At 71.7% G+C, this 26709-nt stretch carries 29 protein-coding genes; 15 read left to right on the top strand and 14 right to left on the bottom strand.

What is annotated here, in order from left to right; all coding sequences use genetic code 11:
• Nucleotides 1-174: 174 nt before the first annotated feature.
• Nucleotides 175-1494 carry a ribonuclease D gene (locus tag ACQ0O7_RS20615; protein WP_430783762.1) on the bottom strand — a complete coding sequence of 440 codons (1320 nt, stop codon included), beginning with the start codon at nt 1492-1494 and terminating at the stop codon, nt 175-177.
• Nucleotides 1495-1640: 146 nt separating this feature from the next.
• Here ACQ0O7_RS20615 and ACQ0O7_RS20610 point away from each other — a divergent pair, with 146 nt between their 5' ends.
• Complete coding sequence (locus ACQ0O7_RS20610; RefSeq protein ID WP_430783761.1) at nt 1641-2663, top strand: S1C family serine protease; 1023 nt, start codon at nt 1641-1643, stop codon at nt 2661-2663.
• A gap of 3 nt (nt 2664-2666) precedes the next feature.
• Here the strand turns inward: ACQ0O7_RS20610 and ACQ0O7_RS20605 are convergent, their stop codons facing one another.
• Nucleotides 2667-3233, bottom strand: coding sequence for a DUF3000 domain-containing protein (locus tag ACQ0O7_RS20605; protein WP_430783760.1), 567 nt, complete (start codon nt 3231-3233; stop codon nt 2667-2669).
• A gap of 76 nt (nt 3234-3309) precedes the next feature.
• Here ACQ0O7_RS20605 and hemE point away from each other — a divergent pair, with 76 nt between their 5' ends.
• Genes hemE through hemQ form a run of 3 tightly spaced genes read left to right on the top strand, consistent with a single transcriptional unit; the run spans nt 3310 to nt 6475 of the window.
• The gene (gene hemE, locus ACQ0O7_RS20600) at nt 3310-4362 is read left to right on the top strand and encodes a uroporphyrinogen decarboxylase (RefSeq protein ID WP_430783759.1); all 1053 of its coding nucleotides are present in this window, start codon (nt 3310-3312) and stop codon (nt 4360-4362) included.
• A 41-nt stretch (nt 4363-4403) separates the two neighbouring features.
• On the top strand, nt 4404-5768 hold the full coding sequence (hemG, locus tag ACQ0O7_RS20595) for a protoporphyrinogen oxidase (protein ID WP_430783758.1): 1365 nt from the start codon (nt 4404-4406) through the stop codon (nt 5766-5768).
• The gene (gene hemQ / locus ACQ0O7_RS20590) at nt 5765-6475 is read left to right on the top strand and encodes a hydrogen peroxide-dependent heme synthase (protein WP_430783757.1); all 711 of its coding nucleotides are present in this window, start codon (nt 5765-5767) and stop codon (nt 6473-6475) included. Before hemG ends, hemQ begins: the two co-directional genes overlap by 4 nt.
• A gap of 27 nt (nt 6476-6502) precedes the next feature.
• Here hemQ and ACQ0O7_RS20585 read toward each other — a convergent pair whose 3' ends face one another.
• Nucleotides 6503-6955, bottom strand: a complete 453-nt coding sequence (locus ACQ0O7_RS20585) for a GNAT family N-acetyltransferase (RefSeq protein WP_430783756.1) — start codon at nt 6953-6955, stop codon at nt 6503-6505.
• A gap of 54 nt (nt 6956-7009) precedes the next feature.
• On the opposite strand from ACQ0O7_RS20585, the gene ACQ0O7_RS20580 reads away from it, so the two are divergent.
• The 4 genes from ACQ0O7_RS20580 to ACQ0O7_RS20565 are packed head-to-tail and all read left to right on the top strand — an operon-like array spanning nt 7010 to nt 9185.
• The gene (locus ACQ0O7_RS20580; RefSeq protein ID WP_430783755.1) at nt 7010-7264 is read left to right on the top strand and encodes an isoamylase early set domain-containing protein; all 255 of its coding nucleotides are present in this window, start codon (nt 7010-7012) and stop codon (nt 7262-7264) included.
• 38 nt (nt 7265-7302) lie between these two features.
• Nucleotides 7303-7905, top strand: coding sequence for an NAD(P)H:quinone oxidoreductase (gene wrbA, locus ACQ0O7_RS20575; RefSeq protein WP_430783754.1), 603 nt, complete (start codon nt 7303-7305; stop codon nt 7903-7905).
• A gap of 9 nt (nt 7906-7914) precedes the next feature.
• Nucleotides 7915-8712, top strand: a complete 798-nt coding sequence (locus tag ACQ0O7_RS20570) for a thymidylate synthase (RefSeq protein ID WP_430783753.1) — start codon at nt 7915-7917, stop codon at nt 8710-8712.
• Nucleotides 8709-9185: a dihydrofolate reductase gene (locus ACQ0O7_RS20565; protein ID WP_430783752.1), complete on the top strand. Its 477-nt coding sequence runs from the start codon at nt 8709-8711 to the stop codon at nt 9183-9185. Before ACQ0O7_RS20570 ends, ACQ0O7_RS20565 begins: the two co-directional genes overlap by 4 nt.
• On the opposite strand, the gene msrB is transcribed toward ACQ0O7_RS20565, so the two are convergent.
• On the bottom strand, nt 9163-9561 hold the full coding sequence (gene msrB, locus ACQ0O7_RS20560) for a peptide-methionine (R)-S-oxide reductase MsrB (RefSeq protein ID WP_430783751.1): 399 nt from the start codon (nt 9559-9561) through the stop codon (nt 9163-9165). The genes ACQ0O7_RS20565 and msrB overlap by 23 nt on opposite strands.
• Before the next feature lie 64 nt (nt 9562-9625).
• On the opposite strand from msrB, the gene ACQ0O7_RS20555 reads away from it, so the two are divergent.
• From ACQ0O7_RS20555 to ligD, 3 genes are all read left to right on the top strand, one after another.
• Nucleotides 9626-10105 (top strand): hypothetical protein, encoded by a 480-nt coding sequence (locus tag ACQ0O7_RS20555; protein WP_430783750.1) that lies wholly within the window; start codon nt 9626-9628, stop codon nt 10103-10105.
• Nucleotides 10106-10202: 97 nt separating this feature from the next.
• On the top strand, nt 10203-10937 hold the full coding sequence (locus tag ACQ0O7_RS20550; RefSeq protein ID WP_430783749.1) for a hypothetical protein: 735 nt from the start codon (nt 10203-10205) through the stop codon (nt 10935-10937).
• 76 nt (nt 10938-11013) lie between these two features.
• Nucleotides 11014-12033, top strand: coding sequence for a non-homologous end-joining DNA ligase (gene ligD, locus ACQ0O7_RS20545; RefSeq protein ID WP_430783748.1), 1020 nt, complete (start codon nt 11014-11016; stop codon nt 12031-12033).
• On the opposite strand, the gene ACQ0O7_RS20540 is transcribed toward ligD, so the two are convergent.
• The 7 genes from ACQ0O7_RS20540 to ACQ0O7_RS20510 form a co-directional block, all read right to left on the bottom strand.
• Nucleotides 12022-12495 carry a GNAT family N-acetyltransferase gene (locus ACQ0O7_RS20540; protein WP_430783747.1) on the bottom strand — a complete coding sequence of 158 codons (474 nt, stop codon included), beginning with the start codon at nt 12493-12495 and terminating at the stop codon, nt 12022-12024. The two genes, ligD and ACQ0O7_RS20540, sit on opposite strands and share 12 nt — an antisense overlap.
• Complete coding sequence (locus tag ACQ0O7_RS20535) at nt 12480-14054, bottom strand: alpha/beta hydrolase (protein ID WP_430783746.1); 1575 nt, start codon at nt 14052-14054, stop codon at nt 12480-12482. Before ACQ0O7_RS20535 ends, ACQ0O7_RS20540 begins: the two co-directional genes overlap by 16 nt.
• A gap of 36 nt (nt 14055-14090) precedes the next feature.
• Nucleotides 14091-15158: an ATP-dependent DNA ligase gene (locus ACQ0O7_RS20530; protein ID WP_430783745.1), complete on the bottom strand. Its 1068-nt coding sequence runs from the start codon at nt 15156-15158 to the stop codon at nt 14091-14093.
• Between the two features lie 24 nt (nt 15159-15182).
• Complete coding sequence (locus ACQ0O7_RS20525; protein WP_430783744.1) at nt 15183-15554, bottom strand: DUF3037 domain-containing protein; 372 nt, start codon at nt 15552-15554, stop codon at nt 15183-15185.
• Complete coding sequence (locus ACQ0O7_RS20520) at nt 15551-16273, bottom strand: HipA family kinase (RefSeq protein WP_430783743.1); 723 nt, start codon at nt 16271-16273, stop codon at nt 15551-15553. Before ACQ0O7_RS20520 ends, ACQ0O7_RS20525 begins: the two co-directional genes overlap by 4 nt.
• Before the next feature lie 16 nt (nt 16274-16289).
• Nucleotides 16290-16841: a hypothetical protein gene (locus tag ACQ0O7_RS20515; RefSeq protein ID WP_430783742.1), complete on the bottom strand. Its 552-nt coding sequence runs from the start codon at nt 16839-16841 to the stop codon at nt 16290-16292.
• A 299-nt stretch (nt 16842-17140) separates the two neighbouring features.
• Complete coding sequence (locus ACQ0O7_RS20510; protein WP_430783741.1) at nt 17141-17773, bottom strand: class I SAM-dependent methyltransferase; 633 nt, start codon at nt 17771-17773, stop codon at nt 17141-17143.
• Nucleotides 17774-17852: 79 nt separating this feature from the next.
• On the opposite strand from ACQ0O7_RS20510, the gene ACQ0O7_RS20505 reads away from it, so the two are divergent.
• The 4 genes from ACQ0O7_RS20505 to ACQ0O7_RS20490 all read left to right on the top strand — a co-directional run bounded on the left by ACQ0O7_RS20505 (nt 17853) and on the right by ACQ0O7_RS20490 (nt 23814).
• Nucleotides 17853-20882, top strand: coding sequence for a putative bifunctional diguanylate cyclase/phosphodiesterase (locus ACQ0O7_RS20505; RefSeq protein ID WP_430783740.1), 3030 nt, complete (start codon nt 17853-17855; stop codon nt 20880-20882).
• A 400-nt stretch (nt 20883-21282) separates the two neighbouring features.
• Nucleotides 21283-21630 carry a histone-like nucleoid-structuring protein Lsr2 gene (locus ACQ0O7_RS20500; protein ID WP_430783739.1) on the top strand — a complete coding sequence of 116 codons (348 nt, stop codon included), beginning with the start codon at nt 21283-21285 and terminating at the stop codon, nt 21628-21630.
• A 60-nt stretch (nt 21631-21690) separates the two neighbouring features.
• Entirely contained in the window at nt 21691-22452 is a 762-nt protein-coding gene (locus ACQ0O7_RS20495) for an SDR family NAD(P)-dependent oxidoreductase (RefSeq protein WP_430783738.1), read from the top strand.
• A 285-nt stretch (nt 22453-22737) separates the two neighbouring features.
• Nucleotides 22738-23814: an NAD-dependent epimerase/dehydratase family protein gene (locus ACQ0O7_RS20490; RefSeq protein ID WP_430783737.1), complete on the top strand. Its 1077-nt coding sequence runs from the start codon at nt 22738-22740 to the stop codon at nt 23812-23814.
• A gap of 224 nt (nt 23815-24038) precedes the next feature.
• On the opposite strand, the gene ACQ0O7_RS20485 is transcribed toward ACQ0O7_RS20490, so the two are convergent.
• The 3 genes from ACQ0O7_RS20485 to bioD are packed head-to-tail and all read right to left on the bottom strand — an operon-like array spanning nt 24039 to nt 26268.
• Nucleotides 24039-24749, bottom strand: a complete 711-nt coding sequence (locus tag ACQ0O7_RS20485) for an HAD family hydrolase (RefSeq protein ID WP_430783736.1) — start codon at nt 24747-24749, stop codon at nt 24039-24041.
• Nucleotides 24746-25504, bottom strand: a complete 759-nt coding sequence (locus ACQ0O7_RS20480; protein ID WP_430783735.1) for an ROK family protein — start codon at nt 25502-25504, stop codon at nt 24746-24748. The genes ACQ0O7_RS20485 and ACQ0O7_RS20480 overlap by 4 nt, the downstream gene beginning before the upstream one ends.
• Nucleotides 25505-25560: 56 nt before the next feature.
• Nucleotides 25561-26268, bottom strand: coding sequence for a dethiobiotin synthase (bioD, locus tag ACQ0O7_RS20475; protein ID WP_430784010.1), 708 nt, complete (start codon nt 26266-26268; stop codon nt 25561-25563).
• Nucleotides 26269-26709: the final 441 nt, after the last annotated feature.

Here is a 26709-nt window from a genome sequence, read left to right as displayed (position 1 = left end):
CCCCCCCCCCCCCGCGGCACACGGGGTGACCGGGACCGCCGGGAGCGGCGGGAGTGCGGTTGGGGTGACCGCGGGTGTCGCATTCGCCCGGCGGTCGCGATGCGGCCCGGTGGGTCGCATCGCTCGCGCGGACGAGGCGGTCGGCGTTCTGGTCGACCGTACCGAAGAAGTGTTTTATTCCGGGAGAACCCGGGCCAGATCGTCGGCCAGGAGAACCACCTGCCAGTTCCTCGCCCCGAAGCCCAGCAGCGTGTCACCGACCGTGCGCGGGGTGATCTCGTTCGGCGGCGACCAGGCCAGCCGGCGGATGAAGTCCGGGCTGATCAGGTTCTCCGGCGGCAGGTTGTGCTTCTCCGCGGTGCCCACCACGATCTGCCGGCAGCGCGCCAGCCGGGCCGCGGCCACCGGATCCCGCTCGGCCCAGCGGTGCGGCGGCGGCGGGCCGTCCACCGGCTGGTTCACCGGCAGCGCGTCGTCGGGCAGGTCCCGGGCCTGGTCCAGGGCGTCCAGCCAGATCCGGGCCAGCCGGCGCACCGACCGGCCGCCGAACCCGGGAATGCCCAGCAGGGTCCGCTCGTCCTTCGGATCGGACTCGGCCGCGGCCACGATCGCCGCGTCCGGCAGCACCCGGCCCGGCGCCGAGTCCCGGCGGGCGGCCACCCCGTCCCGCGCGTACCACAGAGCACGCACCCGGGACTGGGCCCGCGCGCCCCGCACCCGGTGGATGCCGGACGTGCGGCGCCACGGATCGGGACGCACCCGGGGTGGTCGATCGGCGCCGGCCACCAGCGCGGCGAACTCCTCGGCCGCCCAGGCCGTCTTGCCCTGCCGGTCCAGCTCGTCGGCGAGCATGTCGCGCAGGTCGGTGAGCAGCTCCACGTCCAGCGCGGCATAGGTCAGCCACGACTCCGGCAGCGGACGGGTCGACCAGTCCGCCGCCGAATGGTGTTTCTCCAGCGAGAAGCCGAGCAGCTGCTCGGTCAGCGCGGCCAGGCCGACCCGCTCGAACCCGGCCAGCCGGGCCGCCAGCTCGGTGTCGAACAGCCGGCGCGGGCGCATCCCCAGCTCGGCCAGGCACGGCAGGTCCTGGCTGGCGGCGTGCAGCACCCACTCGGTGTCGGCCAGCGCCGCGTCCAGGGTGCGCAGATCGTCCAGCGGCAGCGGATCGATCAGCACCGTCCCGGCGCCGGCCCGGCGCAGCTGCACCAGGTAGGCGCGCTGGGTGTACCGGTATCCGGAGGCGCGCTCGGCGTCCACCGCCACCGGGCCGGAGCCGGCGGCCATCCGGGCGACGATCTCGGCCAGCTCGGTCGCGCCCTCGACCGGCCGGGGGGTGCCGTCACGGGGCGCGGTCAATGGGGTCGAGGGGCGCGGCTGATCCTCAGGACGTTCTTCCTCGGGACCGCCAGAGGTCGGGTCGGGCGGCACAAGGTGCGGTCCGTCCCCTGCCGTGTCCGGCGAGTCCCGACGGCGCAGGGGTGCTTCGTCGGTCACCTCGTAACCGTACGGGGGTGGCACCCTTGCCGTGCGCAGCCGGGGTCCCGGCGCGTCGATTCTCGATCTTTCGGGGAATTCATCCGTTCCGCCTTTCTGTCCGTATCCATAGTCGCAGCGCCGAGACCACCGGGAGGCCGCGCCGGATGAGCACCTCGTTCGAACCCTTCACGCCCGCCAACGGAGCCGCTGGAGGGCCGCGTTCTCAGGAGTGGTCCTGGCAGGACGACGACCGTTCCTGGAACACCCAGGCGCAGGACCCGTGGGCTCAGCCGCAGCAGCCGTCCTACTCCGGATACCCGCAGCAGCAGCCGTATGAACAGCCCTACCAGCAGTCCTACCAGCAGCCGGACCCCTACCAACAGCAGTATCAGCAGACCTACCAGCAGCCGCAGCAGACCTGGACGCCGCCGGCCCCGGTCAAGCCCCGGGGCAACCGGACCCGGCCGCTGCTCATCGGGCTCGCGGTGGCGCTGGTGGCGGTGCTCGGCTGGCAGGTGATCCGGGTCGAGTTCATGATCAAGAGCAGCAACGACCTGGCCGAGAAGGTCGGCGCCTCGCAGGGCCGTAGCGAGGAGCTGGAACGCCGGCTCACCTCGGTCTTCGACCCGGAGGGGGTCGCCGAGGGCGTGCTGCCCAGCGTCTTCCGGGTCCGCGCCGGCGAATTCACCGGCACCGCCTTCGCGGTCGGCCAGGCCAACGGCCGGACCAGCCTCTTCACCAACTACCACGTGGTGGAGGGCACCTTCGAGGGCGGCGGCCGGCAGGTGGCGCTGGAGCGCGGCAACACCCGGATCAACGCCACCATCGTCAAGGTGGACCCGGGCAAGGACCTGGCGCTGCTGCGCGCCAACCGGGAGATCACCCCGCTGGAGGTGGCCTCCGGTGACGTGAAGCCCGGCCAGGAGGTGATGGCCGTCGGCGCGCCGCTCGGCCTGGAGGACTCGGTCAGCACCGGGGTGATCAGCGCCTTCCGGGACACCGAGGACGGGCCGACCATCCAGTTCGACGCGCCGATCAACCCGGGCAACTCCGGTGGCCCGGTGGTCAACGCCAGCAAGCAGGTGGTCGGCATCGCCACCGCCAAGGCCCGGGACGCCGAGGGCATCGGCCTGGCGATCCCGATCGAGGTCGCCTGCGAGACCCTCGGGGCCTGCGGAAACGGATAGAAGTCAGGCTCGGGCGTGGCGGTCGGTGATCGACGCCACGCCGGGCGGCGGCAGGCCCGCCGTCGACGAGAGCATCACGCACCAGCCCCGCAGATGCGCGCCGAAGTCGCCGGAGGTCGGCGTCCACGAGGCGCGCATCTCCAGGTCCGCGGTCGGCGCCGGCCCGGCCAGCTCGCCGAACCGGGTGGAGGCGGTCTGGGTGACCGTGCCGCCGATCGCGGTGTAGGCCGCGGCATGCTGGTCCAGGCCGTCGATCAGCCAGGTCCAGGCCACCTCGGGCAGCAGCGGGTCGGAGGCCAGATCCTCCTCCAGCTCGGCGGTGATCAGGGTGACCAGCCGCAGGTCACCCCGCCAGGCGTCGTGCCCGGCCGGGTCGTGCAGCAGGATCAGCCGGCCGCTCGCCACCTCGTCACCGGCGCGGAGCACGGTGGCGCTGAGCGCGAACGACCACGGGGCGAGCCGCTGGGGCGCGGCGATCTCCTCGAGCAGGATCTCCGGCCGCGGCGACTCGGCGCGCAACCCGGCAACGGCGCGGGTGAACGCCTCGGGGGCAGCGGAGGGGGTCGCCATGAGGAGAGCCTATGCCGATCAAGCCGCCGCGCAGTGCTCGCCGCGCCGCCGTTCTCGCGCGTGACAGGATGGCCGGGTGACGGTTCTCGAGGATTCCCCCTTCGTCCGGGCGTGTCGTGGCCTGCCGGTCCCGCACACGCCGGTCTGGTTCATGCGGCAGGCCGGGCGGTCGCTCCCGGAGTACCGCAAGATCCGGGAGGGGGTCGGCATGCTGGAGTCGTGCCGGCGTCCGGACCTGGTCACCGAGATCACCCTGCAGCCGGTGCGCCGGCACAACGTGGACGCGGCGATCTTCTTCAGTGACATCGTGGTGCCGATCGCGGCGGCCGGCGTCGACCTGGACATCGTGGCCGGCACCGGCCCGGTGGTGGCCGAGCCGATCCGCGCCGAGGCCGACCTGGCCCGGCTGCGCCCGATCACCCCGGCCGACGTGGACTTCGTCACCGAGGCGGTGAAGCTGCTGGTCGGCGAGCTGGGCAGCACCCCGCTGATCGGGTTCGCCGGTGCGCCGTTCACGCTCGCCAGCTATCTGATCGAGGGCGGTCCGTCGCGGACCTACCTGAAGACCAAGGCGATGATGTACGGCGCCCCCGACCTGTGGAACGCGCTGCTCGCCCGCCTGGCCGAGATCACCCTGACCTTCCTGCGGGTGCAGATCGACGCCGGAGTCAGCGCCGTCCAGCTCTTCGACTCGTGGGCCGGCGCGCTGTCCGAGGCCGACTACCGGCGTTACGTGATGCCGCACTCGTCGGCGGTGCTGCGCGGCCTGGTCGGCGCCGGGGTGCCGCGGATCCACTTCGGGGTCGGCACCACGGTCCTGCTGGAGGCGATGGGCCAGGCCGGCGCGGACGTGGTCGGCGTCGACTGGCGGACCCCTCTGGACGAGGCGACCCGGCGGATCGGCCCGGACCGCGCGGTGCAGGGCAACCTGGACCCGGCCGTCCTGTTCGCCGGGTGGGAGACCGTCGAGCGGGAGACCCGCCGGGTGCTGGCGCAGGGCCGGGCCGCTCCCGGGCACGTCTTCAACCTGGGCCACGGTGTGATGCCGGAGACCGACCCGGAGATCCTCACCCGCCTGGTCGCTCTGGTCCACGAGGTCTCCGGGAACCGAGAGGTTTCCGGGACCTAAGACCCTGGGTTCCAGGTCGTTACGGAGGGAGGGTGGCAGCCGTGCGAAAACGGATCGCGATCATCGGCGGCGGCATCGCGGGTCTCGCGGCGGCGGTGCGCCTGCGGGACCTCACACCCGGCACCGAGATCATCGTGTACGAGCGGAGCGCCTCGCCGGGCGGCAAACTCCACACCGGTGAGCTGGGTGGACTCCGGGTCGAGCGGGGCGCCGAGTCGTTCCTGAACAGTGGGCCCGGCGGCGGCGAGTCCGCGGCGGTGGCCTTCGCCCGCCGGCTCGGCCTCGGTGACGCGCTGGTGCATCCGGCCGCCCGCCCGGCCGCGCTGGCCATCGAGGGCCGGCTCGCCCCGGTCCCGGGCGGCACCCTGGTCGGTGTCCCCGGTGACCTGTCCACGCTCGACGGCGTGGCCGTCCCGATGGCGCACGCCGACCGGGACACCGGCCGCCCGCTGCTCGCCCCCGGGCAGGACGTCGCGGTCGGCGCCCTGGTCCGGGACCGGTACGGCGACGAGGTGGTGGACCGTCTGGTCGACCCGATGCTCGGCGGGGTGTACGCGGGCCGGGCCGACCAGCTCTCGCTGCGGGTCACCATGCCGCAGCTGGCGCACACCGCGGAGACCGAGCACACCCTGGCCGGCGCGGTCCGGGCGGCGCAGGCGCGGAGCCGGCGGGTGCCGGGCCGGCCGGTGTTCGCGGCGGTGGACGGCGGGATGAGCCGTCTGGTCGAGGCGGCGGTGTCGGCGTCCGGGGCCACGATGCGGCTCGGGACCACGGTGCGGGAGATGACGCGTACCGCGACGGGCTGGTCCATCACGTCCGGCCCGGTGCCCTCCCCTCTGGTCGAGGAGGTGGACGCGGTGATCCTGGCGGTGCCGGCGGCGCCCGCCGCGCGCCTGCTGGGGACGGCGCCGGTGGTGGAGTACGCGAGTGTCGCCTTGGCGGCGCTGACGTTGCCATCCCACGTGGAACTGCCCGAGATATCTGGATTCCTGGTGCCCCCGAGCGAGGGCACCCTGGTCAAGGCCGCCACGTTCTTCACCACCAAGTGGCCACACCTGGCCGAAGATCAAGGACCGATTGTGGTACGGGTGTCGCTCGGTCGCGCGGGTGAGGAGAACCGGCTGCAGCACGACGACACGTCGCTGCTCGCCATCGCCCACCGCGAGCTGAGCGACCTGATCGGGATGCCGCTGCCGGAGCCCACCGGTTCCTGGGTGCAGCGCTGGGGCGGAGGCCTGCCGCAGTACGCGCCGGGTCACGCCGGCCGGGTGGCGCGCCTGCGGGCTGGACTGCCCGAGGGGGTGGCCCTGGCCGGGGCCGCCTTCGACGGGGTCGGCATCCCGGTCTGTGTGGCCAGTGGTGAGCGTGCGGCGGACGATGTGAGCAAGTTCCTGGAGGAGAAATGACCGACGAGCAGTCCCAGACCAACGCGGCGCGGATCAAGGAGCTGAACGCCACGATCCGTTACACCATGTGGTCGGTGTTCCGGGTGTCGTCGCCACTGCCGGCCCACCGTGGTGAGGTCGCGGCCGAGGTCGACGCGCTGTTCGAGCAGCTCGACGCCAAGGACGTGACGATCCGTGGCACGTACGACGTGTCCGGTCTGCGGGCCGACGCCGACATCATGGTGTGGTGGCACTCCAGTTCCTCGGACGCGCTGCAGGACGCCTACGGGCTGTTCCGGCGGACCGCGCTGGGCCGGCACCTGGAGCCGGTCTGGTCGCAGATGGCCCTGCACCGCCCGGCCGAGTTCAACCGCAGCCACCTGCCGGCCTTCCTCGCCGGTGAGGAGGCCCGGCCGTACATCTGCGTGTACCCGTTCATCCGCTCCTACGACTGGTATGTGCTGCCCGACGAGGAGCGCCGGGCGATGCTCGCCGAGCACGGCCGGATGGCCCGGCCGTACCCGGACGTGCGCGCCAACACGGTCGCCTCGTTCGCGCTCGGCGACTACGAGTGGATGCTCGCCTTCGAGGCCGACGAACTGCACCGGATCGTCGACCTGATGCGGGACCTGCGGGCGTCGAAGGCGCGTCTGCACGTCCGCGAGGAGGTCCCGTTCTACACCGGCCGCCGGCGCACCGTCACCGAGCTGGTCAACCACCTGCCGTAGCCGGCCGGCTCCGCTTCGCGCCCCGGTTCACCGGCGGCGATCGCGGATCATCGGGACGTGGGGGATGCCGTCCTCCAGGAACTCCGGGCCGTTCACGGTGAAGCCGTAGCGGCCGTAGAAGCCGGCCAGGTGGGCCTGGGCGTCCAGCACACTGGGGCGATCGCCGATCACGGTGATCGCCTCGGTGATCAGGCGCCCGGCCAGACCGGCGCCCCGGGCCCTCGGCGCGGTCACCACCCGGCCGATCCGCTCCACCCCACCGTCGTCCAGGATCCGCAGGTAGGCGCGGATCTCGCCGTCGTTCTCGAACCACAGGTGCCGGGTTCCGGGCTCATCGTCCCGTCCGTCCGGGTCGAGGTACGGGCATTCCTGCTCGACCACGAAAACCTCGCTGCGCAACTTGAGAATCTTGTACAGGCTGGTGGGGTGCAGGTCGCGGAAGGACGCCACACGCAGCTCGTCGTGAGGTTCGGGGTGCATCGGCACAACATACGCGGCGATCTTCCGTTGTACCGGTGAAGGCTGGAGGGCTCCATGATCAAACGCAGCAAGCTGTTCGGGAACAAGACCCGGGTGACCTTCTCGCTGCCGGCCGGGGATCCACCCGGCACGGTCAGCGTGGTCGGCGACTTCAACGACTGGCAGCCGGGCCGGCACGAGCTCCAGGTGCGCCGCAACGGCACCCGGACGGTCAGCGTGCCGCTGGATCCGGGGCACTACAAATTCCGGTATCTGGCCACCGGCGGCGTCTGGCTGGACGACGAGGACGGTAGCGAACTTCATCTATAAGTGTTTCGGCCGGCCGGTTCGGGAGATTCCCTTGAGGCATGGCTGACGTCAAACTCGCAATCATCTATTACTCGTCGACCGGCACCGTCCACGCCATGGCCAAGCGCCTGGCCGAGGCGGGCGAGAAGGCCGGTGCGGAGGTCCGGCTGCGCCAGGTGGCCGAGCTGGCCCCGAAGGAGGCGATCGCCTCCAACGCCGCCTGGAGCCAGCACTTCGACGCCACCAAGGACGAGCCCCGGGCCACCGCCGACGACGTGGTCTGGGCCGACGCGGTGCTCTTCGGCACACCCACCCGGTACGGCAACGTCACCAGCCAGCTCAAGCAGTTCATCGACACGCTGGGCCCGCAGTGGGGGCAGGGGCTGCTGGCGAACAAGGCGTACGCCGGGTTCACCTCGACCATGACCGAGCACGGCGGGCAGGAGTCGACGCTGCTGGCGCTCTACAACACGATCTACCACTTCGGCGGGATCGTGGTGGCGCCCGGTTACACCGACGCGCTGAAGTTCGCCGACGGCAACCCGTACGGCGTCTCGCACGTCACCGGCGGCAACAACGACGCGCCGCTGACCGACGTGCAGTTCAATGCCCTGGATCACCTGGCGCGCCGGATCGTGACCATCGGTGGCAAGCTTCGCTAGTTTTACCGCATGGCCGTCGACACCCAGTATGAAGATCTCCTGCGCCGCGTGCTCGACACCGGGACGCCCAAGAGCGACCGCACCGGCACCGGGACCCGCAGTCTCTTCGGGGAGACCCTGCGATACGACCTGTCGCGGGGTTTCCCGTTGATCACCACCAAGCGGGTGCATTTCAAGTCGATCGCGGTGGAGCTGCTCTGGTTCCTCCGCGGCGACACCAACGTCGGGTGGCTGCGGGAGCAGGGCGTCACGATCTGGGACGAGTGGGCCGGCGCGGACGGCGAGCTGGGCCCGGTCTACGGCAAGCAGTGGCGTTCCTGGCCGGGGAAGAACGGAGACATCGACCAGCTGACCGATGTGCTGGAGACCATCCGGAAGAACCCGGACTCCCGGCGGATGATCGTCTCGGCGTGGAACGTTTCTGATATTCCGGACATGGCGCTCGCGCCGTGTCACGCGCTGTTCCAGTTCTACGTCGCCGACGGCAGGCTGTCCTGCCAGCTCTACCAGCGCAGCGCCGACCTGTTCCTGGGCGTGCCGTTCAACATCGCCAGCTACGCCCTGCTGACCCGGATGATGGCCCAGCACGCCGGCCTGCTCCCCGGCGACTTCATCTGGGTCGGCGGGGACGTGCACATCTACGACAACCACGTCGAGCAGGTGCGCGAGCAGCTGACCCGGGAGCCCTACCCGTTCCCGGAGTTGGAGATCGCGCACCGGGACGGCCTCTTCGAGCACGAGTTCGCCGACTTCACCGTGGTGGATTATCGGCACCACCCGCTGATCAAGGCGCCCGTCGCGGTATGACGATCCACATGATCTGGGCCGAGGCGCGGGGCCGGGTGATCGGTGCGGGTGACACCATCCCGTGGCGGGTGCCGGGTGAGCAGCAGGTCTTCAAGGACCGGACCGCCGGTGCGTCACTCGTCATGGGCCGTGCCACCTGGGACTCGCTGCCCCGCCGACCGTTGCCGGGGCGCCGCAACATCGTGCTCACGCGCGACCCGCACTGGTCGGATGCCGGCGCGGAGGTGGCGCACTCGCTGGACGAGATAACGGCGACCGAGATCTGGGTGATGGGCGGCGGTGTCGTTTATGCCGCGTTCCTCCCGCTGGCCACCCATATCGTGCGAACGCGGATCGATCTGGCCGTGGCGGGGGACACGTTCGCGCCGGAACTCGGTGACGACTGGGCCGTCACCGAGTCCACCGGTGTGATCACCGCGCCGAACGGTGTCCGTTACGTGGTCGAGGACCTCAGACGGACGGCTCCAGCCTGACCGACAGGCTGTTCACGCAGTGGCGCGTGTTCTTCGGGGTGAAGCCCTCGCCCCGGAACACGTGCCCCAGGTGCGAGTCGCAGTTGGCACATCGGATCTCGACCCGGACCATGCCGTGGGTGCGGTCCTCGATCTCGGTGACCGCGCCCGGGATGGCGTCGTCGTAGGACGGCCAGCCGCAGTGGCTGTCGAACTTGCTGTCGCTCCGGTACAGCGCCGCGCCGCAGGCCCGGCAGTTGTAGATCCCCTCGGTCTTGGTGTCCACATACTCACCGCTCCAGGGCGGCTCGGTGCCGGCCTCGCGGAGCACCCGGAACTCGGACGGCGTGAGGCGGATGCGCCACTCGTCGTCGGTGATGGGGAGATCGGTCGTCATGCCGTCAACCGTACGTCGCACCCCGGGTCCGCCAGGAGTGATGTCCACCCCCCGTTGAGGGGTCATGGAAGGTGTCTCCCCGGCGATGTTCCGGCCGACCTGGCAGCAGGGTCTCGGCCACGGTCTCTACCTCGGCCTGCTCGGCGCCGTGGTGAGTGTCGCCACGGGGGTGATACTGGCGCTGCTCTGGTCGGTGCCGCCCGGCTGGGTGTGGGGCGTGACGGTGTTCCTTCCGCTGTCGTCGGGGGCGGTGGCCGGCCTGGTGGCGGTCCGGCGTACCGGCGTCGTGGTGGGTTCCGGCGGGATCCGGACGTCCTCGGTGTTCGAGGAGGGTGAGGCGCCGTGGAGCCGGGTGGTCGATCTGCGGGCCGAGCGGCGGGGCAGCCGGAACGTGGTCTCGGTCTATCTGGATTCGGGGGTCAGTGTGCGGTTGCACGCGCCGTACAGCGGGGGTCTCTTCGCCGCGGATCCCCAGTTCGAGCTCAAGGTATTCGCGTTGTCCCATCTGTGGCGTAGTCACCGATTCGGTGGTCTTCCGGGCTGATTACTTGCTCAGGGTTGTTTCCGGGTAAAACGGGCAATTACCGTTAAGTTCCCGTGCGACCATGGAACCGTACCTTCAGCAACAGAACGGACTCCTCATGAGCTTCTCGCGTCGGCTGGCCGTCGGACTTCCCACGGCCGGAGCCTCCTTCCTCATCGCGCTGGCCCTCGGTGGGGCGCCCGCCATGGCCACGACCGACCCGACCGCTGCCGCGACGGAACCGGCCGCCACGGTCGCGACGGAACCGGCCGCCGTGGTCGCGACCGATCAGACCACGACGGCGACGATCGACCAGGTCGCGACGCCGACCGCGGACCCGGATGGCCAGCGCGGCCAGCAGGGTTACGGCGGCACCGCGCAGGAGGTGCCGGACGACGGCGAGACGGTCGCGCCGGCCACCGGCACCGTCGCACCCACCGCGGCCACCACCCCCACCCGGGGCGGGCCCGGCTACACCACGCCGCCGACCACCACGACCCCGCCGACCACGCCGCCGACCACCCCTCCCACCACGCCGCCGACCACGCCGCCGACCACCCCTCCCACCACGCCGCCGACGACTCCGCCGACCACCCCGCCCGCGACCACCCCGCCCGCGACCGCGCCGACCACGCCGCCGGCCGGCACCGCCGCCGAGATTCCGCCGGGCGGGGTGAAGTCGGAGACCGCCACGCCGGCGCCGAGCCGGACCACCACCGGGGCCGGGGTCAGCGCCGGTGGCACGCTGCCGGTCACCGGTGTGCCGGTCACCGGAGCGCTGACGGTCGGCGGTCTGCTGGTGGCCGCCGGTGCCGCGGCGCTCTGGCTCACCCGCCGCCGGAGCACTGTCTGAAATATCAGGATAAAGCGTGAAGGGTCGTCCGGGTTGCCGGGCGGCCCCGCGTCGTCATAGGGCCTAGGCTCAGGTCATGCCGAAAGCCGCCGCGGAAGAACATCGGATCGCCGGTCACACCGTCCGCCTGAGCAGCCCCGACAAGGTGGTCTTCCCGGCGCGCGGATTCACCAAGCGCGACGTCTTCGGCTACTACCTGGCGGTCGGCGACGGCATCCTGCGGGCCCTGCGCGACCGGCCCACCACCCTCCAGCGGTTCCCGGACGGGATCGAGGGGGAGATGTTCTTCCAGAAGCGCATCCCCACCCGCGGTGTCCCCGATTGGATCCGCACGGCGACGATCACCTTCCCCAGCGGTCGTACGGCCGACGAGCTCAGCCCCGCCGACCTCGCCCACGTGGCCTGGGCCGCGCAGATGGGCACCGTGGTGCTGCACCCGTGGCCGGTCCGCGCCACCGCCCCGGATCAGCCGGACGAGCTGCGCATCGACCTCGACCCACAGCCCGGCACCGGTTTCCCGGACGTGACCGCCACCGCCGGCGTGGTCCGCGAGGTGCTGGCCGAGCTGGGCTGGACCGGGTTCCCGAAGACGTCCGGCGGCCGTGGGGTGCACGTCTACGTGCGCATCGAGCCCCGCTGGTCGTTCGTGGAGGTGCGCCGGGCCGCGATCGCCCTGGCCCGCGAGGTGGAGCGGCGCAACCCGGACGGCATCACCACCTCCTGGTGGAAGGAGGAGCGTGGTGAGCGGGTCTTCCTCGACTACAACCAGATGGCCCGGGACCGCACCATCGCCTGCGCCTACTCGCTGCGCGCCAACCCCCGGGCCACCGTCTCCGCCCCGGTCACCTGGGACGAGCTGCCCGACGTGGAACCGGACGACTTCGACCTGGCCACCATGCCGAAACGGTTCGCCGAGGTGGGCGACCCGCACGCCGGCATCGACGACGTCGCCCACGACTTGACCCCACTGCTGGAGTGGGTGGCCCGGGACGAGCGGGCCGGGCTGGGCGACCTGCCGTACCCGCCGGATCATCCGAAGATGCCCGGCGAGCCGAAGCGGGTGCAGCCGTCCAAGGACCGCGATCTAAAGGGCTAGCTTGAAACCCTCGTGTGAGGCGGTGAACCCGAGAGCGGCATAGAACCGGTGCGCGCCGGTCCGGCGCTTGTCCGTGGTCAGCTGGGCCATCGCGCAGCCACGCTCCCGTGCCCGGTCGACCGTCCACCGGATCAGCGCGCCGCCCAGCCCCTGGCCGCGGCGCGCCGAGCTGATCCGGACCGCCTCGATCAGCATCCGCTCGGCTCCGCCCCGGCTCAGCCCGGGGATGAAGGTGAGCTGGCAGGTGCCGATCACCTCGTCGCCGTCCACGGCCACGATCAGCTCATTGCGGTCATCGGCGTCGATCGCCTCGAACGCCGCCCAGAGCGCCGCGTCCACCGACTCCGGCACCACGCCGAAGCCCCGGTCGCGGCTGACATCGTCGTCGGCGAGCAGGCCGAGGATCGCGGGCACGTCGGCCCGGGTGGCGGTGCGGAACGTCAACGTCACTTCGCCGGGCATCGCAGGCCCTCCCGCGGCATCCTCAGGTCGATCAGGTAGCCGTCGACGGCGGTGCGGATGCAGGCGGTCGTCGGGTACGCGGTGTGCCCCTCGCCCTCCCAGGTCAGCACCTGGCCGACACCGAGCATGGTCGCCAGGTCGGCGGTGTTCTCGTACGGCGTGGCCGGGTCGCCGGTGGTGCCGACCACCAGGATCGGCGGCGCGCCCTCGGCCTTGCCCACCGGGTAAGGGTCGCGCTGGCCGCCCCAGAACACGCACGGCAGCATGCCCACCGCCAGCGCCGAGCCGAACAGCGGGTATTTCGTACGCCACTCGGCCTGCAGCGCGCGGACCTCGGCGACGGTCGGGGCGCCGTCGGTGTCGGCGCAGTTCACCGCCAGGTTCGCGTCGAACAGGTTGGAGTAGGTGCCGTCCGGTTCCCGGTCGGCGTAGGAGTCGGCCAGCTCGAAGATGCCGGACGCGTCACCGGTCTCCAGGGAGGCGATCGCCTCGGCCAGTTCGGTCCAGCCCGACTCGGTGTAGAGCGACGAGATCAGCCCGACGAAGATCCAGCCGGTGGTGGCCGACCGGCCGTCACGGGCCCGCACCGGCGCGGACTCGGCCTTGGCCAGCGCGTCGGTCACCGCGCCCCGGGCGTCCGGTGCGATCGGGCAGGTGGCGGCGTTGGCCGAACACCAGGTGGTGAAGTTGGCGAAAGCCCGCTCGAAGCCCTTGGCCTGCTGCTCGGAGCCGGCCTCGAAGCCCTCGGTCGGGTCCACCGCGCCGTCCAGCACCAGGGCCCGCACGTTCTTCGGGAACAGCTGGGCGTAGGTGGCGCCGAGCAGGGTGCCGTACGAATATCCCAGGTAGGTCAGCTTCTCGTCGCCGACCGCGGCCCGCAGCGCGTCCAGGTCACGGGCGGCCTGCTCGGTGGAGAAGGTGCCCAGCCGGTCGCCGTACTTCTGGGCGCAGCCGTCGGCGATCTTCTTGTTCAGCGCGGCCAGCTGATCGAACTCGGCCTGCCCGGCCGGATCCGGGTCGGCGGCGAAACTGGCGTCCTGATCGGTGCTGCTGATGCATTTCACCGGGCTGGACCGGCTCACCCCGCGCGGGTCGAAGCCGACGATGTCGAACCGGTCGGTGATCTCGGTGGGCAGCCCGCCCAGCGCCTGCCCGAACGACAGGTAGACCGCCAGATCGACCCCGGAGCCGCCCGGACCACCCGGGTTGAGCAGCAGCGAGCCGATCCGGTTCTGCTGCCGCTCGGACCGGACCCGGATCAGGGCGATGTCATACGTCTCACCGCTCGTGGTGTCCGCCCAGTCCCGGGGCACCTTGACCGTGGCGCAGTCGTAGTCCATCCCCGCCCCGGTCCGGCCGACCAGATCGCGGGGCACCTCCGGGCACGGCCGCCACTTCGCGGTCGCTCCCGGGGCCGAGCTGGCCGCCCCGCCGTTCGTGCCGGGCCGGGCCGGGGAATCGGCCCCCTTCGGCGCGAACGAGGGCAGCGTGCAGCCGGCGGTGGTGACGAGAACCAGCACGGTCAGAAGGGCGACGGCCAGGCGGGAGCGACGATGCACGCGAACGACACTATCCGGTCAGTCCGAACGCGGCTTTCAGCGGCCGGTCAGCACCTCGGCCAAATCGAACCGCACCGGCCGTTCCAGCTGCTCGTACGTGCAGGTCAGCGGCTCGCGGTCGGGACGCCAGCGCTCGAACTGGGCGGTGTGCCGAAAACGTACGCCCTCCATGTAGTCGTACCGCACCTCGACCACCCGCTCCGGCCGCAGCGGTGTGAACGACAGGTCCTTGCCCGCGTTCCACCGGCTCACCTCGTTCTTGCGAGGGGTCCGCTCACCCTGTTCGTGCGCCGCCCAGTTCCACGGGTGCCCCTCGAACGTGGTGACCAGCGGCTGCAGCTCCGCGAACAGTTCCTCACGTACCGCCATCGGGAACGAGCCGATCACCCCGACACTCACCAGGACACCGCGCTCGTCGTGCAGGCCCAGCAGCAGCGACCCGATCCGGTCGTCCGCCGACTTGTGCACCCGGTAGCCGGCCACCACACAGTCCGCGGTGCGCTTGTGCTTGATCTTCGCCATCACCCGCTTGTCCGGCTGATAGGTCAGATCCCGGGCCTTCGCGATCAGGCCGTCCAGACCCGCGCCCTCGAACTCGGCGAACCACCGCCGGGCGGTCTCCACGTCATCGGTGGCCGGGGTGACGTACACCGGCGGTCTCGCGTTCTTGAGAACCTCGACCAGACGGTCCCGGCGCTCGCCGAACGGCAGCGAGGTCAGATCCTCGTCGCCGAGCGCCAGCAGATCGAACGCCACGAAACTCGCCGGGGTCTGCTCGGACAGCAGTTTGACCCGGCTGGCCGCCGGGTGGATGCGCTGCTGGAGCGCCTCGAAGTCGAGACGGTTGCGCTCGGTGTCGGCGACGATCACCTCGCCGTCGATCACCGCCCGCTCCGGGAGGTTGGCCAGCAGCGCCGCCACCACCTCGGGGAAGTAGCGGGTCATCGGCTTCTCGTTGCGGCTGCCGATCTCCACCTCGTCACCGTCCCGGAAGACGATCGACCGGAAACCGTCCCATTTAGGCTCGTAGACCTGACCGGGTGGGATGTCCGCGACGGGCTTGGCGAGCATCGGCTTGACCGGTGGGTTCAGCGGCAGCTGCATCCGCTCAGTCTGCCCGCTCCAAGGTCACCGGACCAGGAGTTCGACGAGCCTCGCCAGTTCGGGCTCCGGTTCCACGGTCAGGCCCATGTGGACCGGGCCGGCCCGCAGGACGGTGCTGCGCGGCGCCACCAGCCAGCGGAAGCGTTCGCCCAGCTTCATGCCCTCGGCCGCGCCGCCGCCGGCGCAGGTCCGGTCCCAGGCGTCCAGCGCCGACCGCACCGCCTCCACATCGGCCGCCGGATCCAGCGCCCGCAGCCGGGCCTCGTCCAGATGGGTGCGCGCGGACAGGAAGTCGTGCCGCTGGCAGTAGAGCAGCACACCCACGTTGATCAGCTCACCGCGCTCGATCCGGGGCATGGCCTGGATGATCGCGTACTCGTAAGGGGTCCGTTTCACGGCAGCCACGCCTCCGGCCGCTGCGCCCGGCGGGACAGGTGGCTCAGGTAGGCGTCCCGGTCGCCGTCCTCCAGCCACTCCGCCGGGACCAGGGCGATCACCTCCGCCAACAGGTCCGGCGTGATTCTCGCGGCCAGCGTGGGTCCCTCTTCGGGCAACCGATCGGCGTACGGCTTCAGCACGTGATCATCCCACTGGTAGGGGCGGTGGATCGCGTGCTCGGCACGAGCCCAGTTGTGGTGGAAGTAGAGGGTGGCCCCGTGGTCGATCAGCCACAGGCCGCCGTGCCAGATCAGCAGGTTGGGGTTGCGCCAGCTGCGGTCCACATTCTCCACGAACGCGTCGAAGGCCACGATCCGGCTGGCCAGCCCGGCGTCCACCGGGTGCGCCACCGGGTCGTAGCCCAGCGCCCCCGGCAGGAAGTCCATCCCCAGGTTGCCGCCGGCGCTGGCCTTGATCAGCTCCTGGACCTCCTCGTCCGGCTCGGCCCGCGCCACCACCGGATCCAGCTCCACCCGGGCCAGCGCGGGCACCGGCAGGTCCAGCCGGCGGGCCAGCTCGCCGGCGATCACCTCGGCGACCAGCGCCCGCGGGCCCTGCCCGGCACCACGGAACTTGACCACGTAGGTGCCCAGATCGTCCGCCTCGACCACACCGGGAAGCGAACCACCCTCCCGCAGGGGCGTGACGTAACGGATGGCGGTGACCTCAGGTAGCACCCGGCCAGCCTAGCGATCAGGCGTCCGGGCCCTGACGGCGCAACTCCTCCACCCGGGTCAGAGCGGTGCGCAGCTCACCCAGCCAGTCCTCGGTGTGCCGGCCGACCAGCTTGACGCACCAGGCCAGCGCCTCCGACCGGGAGCGGGCCACCCCGGCGTCGACCAGGGTGTCCAGGACCTGGCGCTCGGGCTGGCGCAGCCGGGTCATCACCGGCGCGGACAGGTGGGTGAACAGCTCCGAGGTGTCGCCGCAGCGGGCGCCCCAGGCGACCTTGCGCTGGTAGCGGTGCTCGACCTGGCGGGCCACCCGGATCCGGGCGTCCCGGGTGTCCTCACGGAACTGGGTGATCCGGCCGGACTGCCCGGCGGCCCGGTCGGCGTCGGTGGCGCCGGGCAGCTCGGGGCTGGGCAGGCGGCCCCAGATGATGATCTCGTCGCGGTCCACCACGACCTCGGGCGGCTCGGTGAACCAGCCGTCCGGGATCGAGCCGGTGATCCAGGCGGGGGCGTCGTCGGCGGAGGGGGGTTCGGCGGCACGTCCACCGGGCTGAGCGATTTTCACACGCATCACAACCTCCAGTACTTACTGGATTACATGCTTACACCCTACCCCCACAGAGGCCACCACCCGCCAGCCCAAGGTCCGCGGCTAGCCGTACCTCCCCCCGCAGAGGCCACCACCCGCCAGCCCAAGATCTGCGGCTAGCCGTACCTCAGTGGTCTTAAAACAGGGCGATTACATGGCTGACGTACGGCTCGGCTCGCCGAGCCGTACGTCAGCCATGTAATCGAGGCCTCATAACGTGCCTGAGGTTCGGCTAGCCGAATTACATGCCTGAGGTACGGCTAGCCGGGGGTGAGAGGGGGTTAGGAGGCTGTGAGCTGCCATACCGTGGTTCGGCGGAACGGGACACTCTCCAGCTCCTCCACCACCGGCACGTCGTACACCGCGCGCTCGATCAGGCCCTCCGGCAGATAGGCCCGGCCCGGGTCGCCGACCAGCACCAGCGCGCCGTGGAACGCGGCCCGCCGCAGGAACGGCAGCACCCGGTTCGCCATCTCCCGGCTGTAGAAGACGTCACCGGCCAGCACCACACCGAACCGTCCGTCGGTGTCCAGCAGATCGGCCTCGACCGTCTCCACCCGTACCCCGTTGGTGTCCGCGTTGGCCTGGGCCGCCGCCAGCGAGTACGGATCGATGTCGTTGGCCGTCACCGGGCGCGCACCGGCCTTCGCCGCGGCCACCGCCACCAGCCCGGACCCGGTGGCCAGGTCCAGCACGCTGCGCCCGGCCACCAGATCCGGGTCGTCCAGCACGTGCCGGGCCAGCGCCTGCCCACCGGCCCAGGCGAACGCCCAGAACGGCGGCGGCTGCGCGGTCCCGCCCGACTCGGTCGCCTCCCACAGCGCGATCGGGTCATCGGCCTGCAACAGGGTGACCTCGGGGACGAACGGGACCGGAGCGGCAACGGTGTGCGTGTGCACGAACTCGAGAAGCACGCCCCGATTGTGCCGTTGTCGCTCAGATGCGCGGCGACCGGGCCGATCAGTCCGACAGGGGCCGAGAGAAGGAGCCGCGATGCCGACCAGGTGGCCGGCCACCATCTTCGGCGCCGGGATGGTGGTGCTCGCCCTCGCCTTCGGGCTCCAGCCGGCACTCCAGTCCCCACTGCGGCTGGTGGCCGGGGTCGCCGCCCTGATCGCGATGAGCGCCGGGATCCGGCACAGCCGGCCGGACGACGTACGCCCGTGGTGGGTCCTGGCCGGAGCCGTCGGCCTCTCCGCCCTCGGTGGCGCCGCCGCCGGCGCCCCGGCCTGGCTGACCGGGCGGGTGAGCTGGCTGGAACCGGGCGGGACCGCGCTGCTGCTGGTCGGGTACGCCGCCCTCGCCGTGGCCCTGGCCGGATTCGTGGACCGGCGCACCAGTTCGTCCCGGGACCGGGCCGGCCTGCTCGACGCGCTCACCGTCACCTCCGGGGTGGCCCTGCTGACCTGGACGTTCGTGGTCGGCCCGCGGATGGCCGACGCCACCGCGACCGGCTGGACCGAGATCGCCATGCCGCTCGCCGACCTGCTCTGCCTCGGTCTGCTGGTCCGCCTGGCCACCGTGCCGGGCCGGCTGGTCGCCCCCGGCTACCTGCTCGGCGCCGGGGTGGTCGGGCTGCTCGCCGCCGACGTCGGCCGGGCCTCCGGGCTCGGGCACCTAGCCCTCTACACCGCGGCCGGGCTGGCGGCGCTGATCCCGTCGATGGCCGAACTGACCCGGCCGGCCGAGAAACCGCCCGCGGAGACCTCCACCGGGCGGCTCGCCCTGCTGGCCGGCGCGGCCATGGTGGCGCCGACCGTGCTGCTGGCCAAGATGTTCCGGGACGGGCAGTTCGCCGGCCTGACCGTGGTCGCCGGGCTGAGCCTGTTGATGGTGGCGCTGCTGCTGGCCCGGATGGCCGGGATCATGGCCAGCCACCGGCAGGCGATGTCCCGGGAACGGGCGCTGCGGGAGGCCTCCGCCGCCCTGGTGTCGGCCAACGACAACGAGGCCGTCGGGCTGGCCGTGCGCACCGCCGTCGCCCAGCTCATCCCGGGGGACGTGCCGCACGGGGTGGTGCTGGCCATCGCCATCGCCCAGGCCGAGCCGCAGTCCCCGGAGGCCGCCGCGCAGGCCGCCGTGGACCGGGCCACCGGAACCGCCGCCCGCCTCGTCGTCACCCGGGACGTGGACTGGGCGGTGGCCGTCCGGCTCACCCAGTTCGACCGGACCCTGCGCTGCCCGATGGTCCTCAAGGACCGGCCCGGCGGCGACCCGCTGGTCGGCGTGCTGCACGTGGCCGCGCCCACCTGGACCCTGCTCGACCTGCAACGGTCGGTGGAGGTGCTGGCCGCTCAGGTGGCGCTGGCCCTGGAACGGATCGCCCTCGGGCACGAGGTGATCCGGCGCAACAGCGAGACCTACTTCCGGACGCTCGTGCAGAACACCGCCGACGTCATCACCATCGTCGACGACCAGGACCGGATCCGGTACGCCAGCCCGTCCGCGGTCGGGGTCTTCGGCGCCGACCCGACCGGAGCCCTGCTGCCCGAGGTGATCCATCCCGGCGAACGGGACCGGCTGGCCGGGGTGCTCACCGCGGTCCGCGAGGGGGAGCGGCTGGAGGAGCAGCTCGACTTCCGGGCCCGCGGCAACCGCCGGGCCGAGGTGCTGCTCGAACTGCACTGCCGCGACCTGCGCGCCGAGCCGACGGTGGCCGGGCTGGTCATCACCATGCGCAACGTCACCGAGCAGCGCCGCCTCCAGAACGAGCTGACCCACCAGGCGTTCCACGACTCGATGACCGGGCTGGCCAACCGGGTGCTGTTCAACGACCGGCTCCAGCACGCGGTGGCCCGCAGCGCCCGGGACGGTTCGGTGGTCGGTGTCCTCTTCATCGACCTGGACGACTTCAAGATCGTGAACGACACGCTCGGCCACGCGGTCGGCGACCAGCTGCTGATCGCCGTCGCGCACCGGATCGCCGGGGCCCTGCGCGCCGACGACACCGCGGCCCGGCTCGGTGGCGACGAGTTCGCCGCCATCGTGGAGAATGTCAACGACCCGGGCGCCGTCGAGGAGACCGCCAACCGGATCCTGGAGGCCCTCGCCGAACCGATCACCACCGACGCGAAACCGCTGCACGCGGTGGCCAGCATCGGCATCACCACCACCCCCGAGGGTGCCGACGCCGACGAGCTGCTGCGGCAGGCCGACCTGGCGCTGTACGTGGCCAAGGGTGCCGGCAAGAACCAGTGGCGCCGCTACCAGGCCCACCTGCACCACGAGATGGTGCAGCGCCTGGAACTGCGGTCCGCCCTGGACCACGCCGTGCACGAGGGCCACTTCCTGCTGCACTACCAGCCGATCGTGGACCTGCCCACCGGCGCGGCCGTCGGGTTCGAGGCGCTGGTCCGCTGGCACCACCCGCGCCAGGGCGTGATCACGCCCGACCAGTTCATCGAGGTGGCCGAGGAGAGCGGCCTGATCGTGCCGATGGGCCGGTGGGTCCTGGAGGAGGCGCTGCGCACGGTCGCCGAGTGGCGCCGCATCCTGCCGCCCGGCACCGCGCCGTACGTCAGCGTCAACGTGTCGGTCCGGCAGTTCCGGGAGACCGGCTTCGTCGAGCAGGTGCGCACCGCGCTCGCGCATACCGGGGTGCCGCCGCAGGCGCTGATGCTGGAGATCACCGAGACCCTGCTGGCCCGCGACGACGAGCGGATCTGGAGCGATCTCAGCGTGCTGCGCGACATGGGCATCCGGATCGCCGTCGACGACTTCGGCAGCGGGTATTCGTCACTCGGCCACCTGCGGCAGCGGCCGATCGACGTCATCAAGATCGACAAGGCGTTCATCGACGACATGGTCACCGGGCAGCAGTCGATGGCTCTGGTCGGCGACATCGTCAGCCTGGCCCGCTCGCTGGGTCTGGTGGTGATCGCCGAGGGGGTCGAGGACGCCGCGCACCGGGTGGTGCTCGTCCGCCTGGAATGCCCGCTCGGTCAGGGTTTCCTCTTCTCCAGTCCGCTCGGGCCGACCGAGGTGCTGGCCTGGCTCCGTAACAGTCAGCCGATCGCGGTGTGACAGTCAGCCGCTCGCGGTCTGATCGCCCGGTTTCCGGGGCTGATTTTTCCGGCGCCGGCGTTTAGATTCGCCGGTGGCGGAACGGTGAAACGGCGAACCGCCCCGGCACCGGAGGATCGGCGACGAGGCGGCTCGGGTTCACGGGGGAACGCCGGGCGCTGGAATATCTGGCCCTGGGAGCGCTCCCATGACGGACGTTACCGCACATTCACGATCCCGAAAAGAGTCGAGGTCGTAGTTGGCACGGATGGGTTCCGGCAATTGCGACATGCCAGAACGGGCAATTTGCACTTGCTGCCGTGATGGCGACAGAATGAATGCGACGACGAGCATTCGCGGCCACTACCGGGCGTGCGCGCCCGGACGTCACTCGAATGACATCGCGTAGGAGCGAACAACCATGGCCAAGCAGATAATTACCGTGCTCACCGACGACCTCGACGGCGGCGATGCGGACCGGACGGTCGAATTCGGCCTGGACGGCGTCAACTACACCATCGACCTGTCCGAGAAGAACGCCGGCAAGCTGCGAAAGGCATTGGAACCGTTCCTCTCCTCGGCCACCCGGCTGGGCCGAAACGGTAACGTCCCCACCGCTGCCCGGCGCGCTGTTCCGACGGTGTCCAGCCGTTCCAGCCGCGACCAGAATCAGGCTATTCGCGAGTGGGCCAACAAGAACGGTCACCCGGTCTCCGAGCGTGGCCGCATCCCGAGTCACGTCGTCGAGGCCTACCACGCCAAGCGCTGACCGAATGCGGAAACGGCGCCTCCATCCGGACGGCGCCGTTTTCGACGAGGAGGGAATCCGGTGGCCGTCGTCATCGTGACCGGGGCATCCAGCGGGATCGGGCGGGCGACGGCGGTCCGTCTCGGCGCCCGCGGTGACACCGTGATCCTCGCCGCCCGCCGGGAGTCCGAGCTGGCGACGGTCGCCGCCGAGATCGTCGCGGCCGGCGGTCGGGCCCTCCCGGTGCCGGCCGACGTCACCGACCCGGTGCGGGTGGCTGATCTCGTCGACCGGGCGCGGGCGGTGACCGGCCGGATCGACGCGCTGGTCAACAACGCCGGAGTCGGCGGGGACGCCTCCATCCTGGCCGCCGAGGAGCAGGTCCGGGCGATGGTCGAGGTGAACCTGATGGCCCCGATCCGGCTGATGCGGGCGGTCGTCCCGATCATGCGGGAGCAGGGGGCCGGCGCCATCGTGAACATCGGCTCGGTGGCCGGCGAGATCGGCATCGGCGGGGTGTACTCGGCGACCAAGTTCGGGCTCCGGGGCATCACCGACTCGGTGCGGCGGGAATTGGCCGGCACCGGGATCGCGGTCACGCTGATCGAACCCGGATATGTCGCCACCGCGCTGACCGCGCACCGTTCCGGGTTGCCCGGCCCGGAGATCGTGGCGGTGGCGGTGGAACGGGCGCTGACCCGGCCGCGCCGGCGGGTGGTGGTTCCGGGGCGGTATCGCGCGGCGGTGATGCTGTCGAATGCCCTTCCGTTCGTGACCGATCGCCTGTTCGCGGGAAAGGCGGCCGGGAAGCCGGCGGGAAAGCGCGGGCCGGCCGCCGGATAGGACGGCCGGTGCCGGCAAACACCGAAACGGCACGCCGCCGCCGGGCCGGAAGGAGCCGGAACCGTCTCCGCCGGCGCTCCGGAATGGGCCGGCGGAACCGCACGGCAGCCGGAAAACCGGCGGCGGCCAGCGCTACCCGTCGATGGCTGGAATTCCGGAATGTGGAACTTCAGAACGGTCCCGTAACGTCCCCCGAAACCCGGGAATGGCGCCTGTCGCCCGACCGGAAACGGCGGTGTGGCCGTGGGAGCGGTTCATCGGCGCGCCACCGGGTACGCGACCCGTATGCGTGTAGTGATCGTGGGCGCCAGTGGAAACGTCGGCACCGCCCTGTTGCGCCGGCTGCGCGACGAACCCGGCATGGACCCGATCGGCGTCTCCCGGCGGCGCCCGGAATCGACCGGCCCGTACGCCGGCATCCCCTGGCACACCGCCGACATCGGTGCCGAGGACGCCACCGGCACCCTCATCGACGTGTTCCGCGGCGCCGACGCGGTGGTCCACCTGGCCTGGCAGATCCAGCCGAGCCACGACCAGCGGCGGCTCTACCGGACCAACGTGCTCGGCAGCCGGGCCGTCTTCCGGGCCGTCGTCGAGGCCGGCGTGCCGTCGCTGGTGCACGCGTCGTCGGTGGGCGCCTACGCACCCGGGCCGAAACAGGCGTTCGTCCGGGAGAACTGGCTGCGGACCGGGATCCCGGAATCGTCGTACAGCCGGCACAAGGCACTCGTGGAACGGGTCCTGGACGAGGTCGAAGCGGACCACCCGACCCTGCGGGTGGTCCGGTTGCGTCCGGGACTGATCTTTCAGCGGGACGCCGGAACCGAGATCGCCCGTTACTTCGCCGGACCGCTGCTGCCGGTCGACCTGCTCCGGTTCGGCCGGATCCCGGTCGTCCCGCGCCACCCCGGACTGCGGATCCAGGGAGTGCACGCCGACGACGTGGCCGACGCCTACCTGCGGGCGCTGCGCGGTGACGTCCGGGGCGCGTTCAACATCGCGGCCGGCCCGGTACTCGACGCGGACGTGGTCAGCCGGGCCTTCCACGGCGTGCCGGTACCGGTCCCCGGCCTGCTCATCGAGGGTGCCGCCGCACTGACCTGGCAGCTGCGCCTGCAGCCGGTGGACCGCGGCTGGGTGCGGCTGGCCCTGAAGGCGCCCCTGATGAGCTGCGACCGGGCCGCCGCGGAACTCGGCTGGCGCCCGGCCACCGACGCGATCAGCGCCCTCCGCGAACTGGTCACCGGCATCGCCGACCGCGCGCACACGCAGAGCCCGCCGATGGCCGGAGACCCCGCACTACCCGGACGGTTCGGCGGTCTCCTGCGCGGCCGGCTGCCCGGCAAGGGCAACCCCTACTGACCGATTCGGTACGCCCCGGTGGCCCCTCGCCGAACCACCACGCCAGTGGCCACCACGCGACGCGGGCGGCACACCGGACCGCCCGGCGCCCGCCGGGCGGATGCGGTGCGGACGGCCACGGCAGCTCTCCGGCCGTCTTGGGCACGCATGAGCCGGCGGCCGGGGACGGTCGGAGGGGCCGCCCACCCTGCCGGCTGAAACGGCAGCGCTGTACAGGTCCGTACCTACAGAAGGTCTTTCAACCCGAAGCCATCGGTGACCGTCACGTCCGGCCCGGACTGATCGCCTCCGGTGTCGACGCGGCTCGACGGCATCAGGATCGCCGTGCCGATGTCCGCCCGGCGGGCGCAGGCGATGTCACGGCGGCGGCTGTCACCGACGAACCAGCAGGCCGCCGGCGCGACACCGAGAGCATCGGTGGCGTTCCAGATCATCTGCGGGTTGGGTTTGCGGACGCCCGCCTCATCGCTGTAGACCTGCACCGCGAACAACCGCCCCACCCCCGCCTTGACCAGGAAATCCCGGTGGGCGGCCCCGCACAGGGTGTTGCTGACCACCGCCAGCGGAACACCCCGGCCGGACGCCTCGGTGAGGAACTCGGCGATCCCCGGGCGCAACGCCCAGCCGTCCCGCCACGCCCAGTCGTAGCTGAGCCGGGCCACCGAACCGCGCACCCGGGCCTGCGCCAGCCTCGGCCAGTCCCCGATCACGAACCGCTCCCACACCTCCAGCTGCGGCAACTCGTCCGGCCAGTCCTCGTCACGCCAGCGCGCGTAGGCGGCGGTCCCCTCCGACAGCGACCGCTGGATCTCCCCCGGAGCCAGCGCCCCGTCGATCAGGTTGTACAGCCGCAACACCAGCTCCGGCGGGTCGGCCCGGTGCGGGGCGTCGGCCAGCACCCCGCCGAAGTCGAGAAGCACCGCGGCCGGGGTCACCGGGTCTCCTGCCCCAGCGTCCAGGCGCGCACCCCGCCGACGATGCCCGCCGTGTTCGGCACCACCACCACGTCGTCGCCCATCCGGGCCAGCTGCGTCGGAGTGATCAACCGGGAGTTGCCGCCACCCAGATACACCCGGTCCCAGAGGAACACCGGGCGCAGCCCCTCCACCACGTTGCGCACCCGGCGGGACCAGAGCGCGTCACCGAGACGGCGGCGCTCGTGCTCACCGATGTAGGTGTCGTACGACATCCCCCACCGGACCGGCGCCTGCGACATCTCCAGATGCGGGGCCAGCTCACCACCGTCGAACAGGGCACAGCCAAGCCCGGTGCCGAGCGTCAGGACCAGCTCGCAGCCGGTCCCGGCGACCACCCCGGCGCCGTGCACCTCGGCGTCGTTCAGCACCAGCGTCGGCAGTCCGAACGCGTCGGCCAGAGCCGTCCGGGCGTCGAACCCGTGCCACGCCTCCACCAGCTCCGGATCGACCTTGGTGCGCGGTCCGGAACGGGTCACGTAGTGCGGGGTCGCCACCACCACACCGTGCCGGATCATGCCCGGCATGCCGACCGTGACCCGGTCCGCGTTAGGCAACTGCTCGCCCAGAGTGACCAGGGTCTTCACGAACAGGTCGGGTGGCAGGGGATAGGGGGTGGGGACCCGGATCGGCTGGGCCCGCATGGTCCCGGCCTCGTCGAGGACGGAACCTTTGATCCCGCCACCACCGCAGTCGATCGTCAGGGTGAATGCCACCCGGCCAGTGTGCACGCGGACCACCTCCCCCGACGGCAATTGTGCCGGGTGTCGGTCTATCCCGCCTCCTCCGCCCAGACGCGCCAATTGTCCAGCACGCCGTGCAACGCCGGGGTCAGCCAGCCCGGCGCGGACCGCCGGAAGACCCCCGGATCCATCGATCCGGCACCCGCCGGCAACGCCCCGACCAGGTGCGGGACCAGCTCACCCAGGTTCGCCCAGTGGACCAGCTCGGGCTCGGCCGGCCAGGCGCCGAGGATCACCCGGGCTGGCACGGCCCGGCGGTTCAGGGCTTCCAGGGTGAGGGCGGTGTGATTCAGCGTACCCAGACCGGCGCGCGCCACCACGATCATGTTGGCGCCCAGCGTGGTCGCCAGATCGGCGAACGTCCACGGCTCACCGGACGGCCGCAGGCCCATCGGCACCAGCAGCCCGCCCGCGCCCTCCACCAGCACCAGATCGTGTTTCTCCGCCTCGGCCCGGATCGCGTCGACCACATCGAACAGATCCAGCGCCGGCATCCCGGCCACCTTCGCGGCGGCCAGCGGCGCCAGCGGCTCCGGGTACTCGGCGAGCGTCCGCACCGTCTCCGGCCCGGCCAGCCGGGTCACCACCTCGGCGTCGGTCGGCGCCCCGGTGGCGATACCGGTCTGCCCCGGCTTGATCACCGCCACCCGGAGCCCGGCCTGCTGAGCGACGACGGCCATGGCCGCGGTGGCGATGGTCTTGCCGACCTCGGTGTCGGTGCCGGTGACCAGCACGATCCCGTGCCACTCACCGTGGTCCCGGGGCGCCCGCTTCTCCTCGGCCGCGGGCTTCCCACCGGGCGTGCGCTCACCGTCGGCGTCGTCGTCCGCGGCTGCCCGTCCCTCACCGCCGGGTTCTCGTTCTCCGCTGCCCGGTGCTCGTTCCTCCGCGGCCGGTGGCCGTTCTCCGCTTCCGGGTGTCCGTTGCTCTTCGCCCGGTGTCCACTCCTCCGGGCTCGCCTGTCCCGTCGCCTCCGGGTCACCCGGTGTTCGTGCCCGGGCCGGCGTCAGCGCGTCGTCCGGCTCGCGGGCGCCGGCCCCCGTCTCGCCGTCCTCCGGCATTTCGCTGTTGTCCGGCACGGCTGATCCGGTGTGAACCAGCGGCGGTGTGCGGTGCGGTTCGCGGTCCGCCTCCGGGCGGTCCGGGGCGGCGTTTCCCACCACCACCGGCGGCGGTAC

Source organism: Actinoplanes sp. G11-F43 (assembly GCF_050589265.1).
Taxonomy (GTDB): Bacteria; Actinomycetota; Actinomycetes; order Mycobacteriales; family Micromonosporaceae; genus Actinoplanes.
The sequence above is the reverse complement of the archived record's forward strand: the minus strand, read 5'-3'. Positions and strand labels throughout refer to the sequence as shown.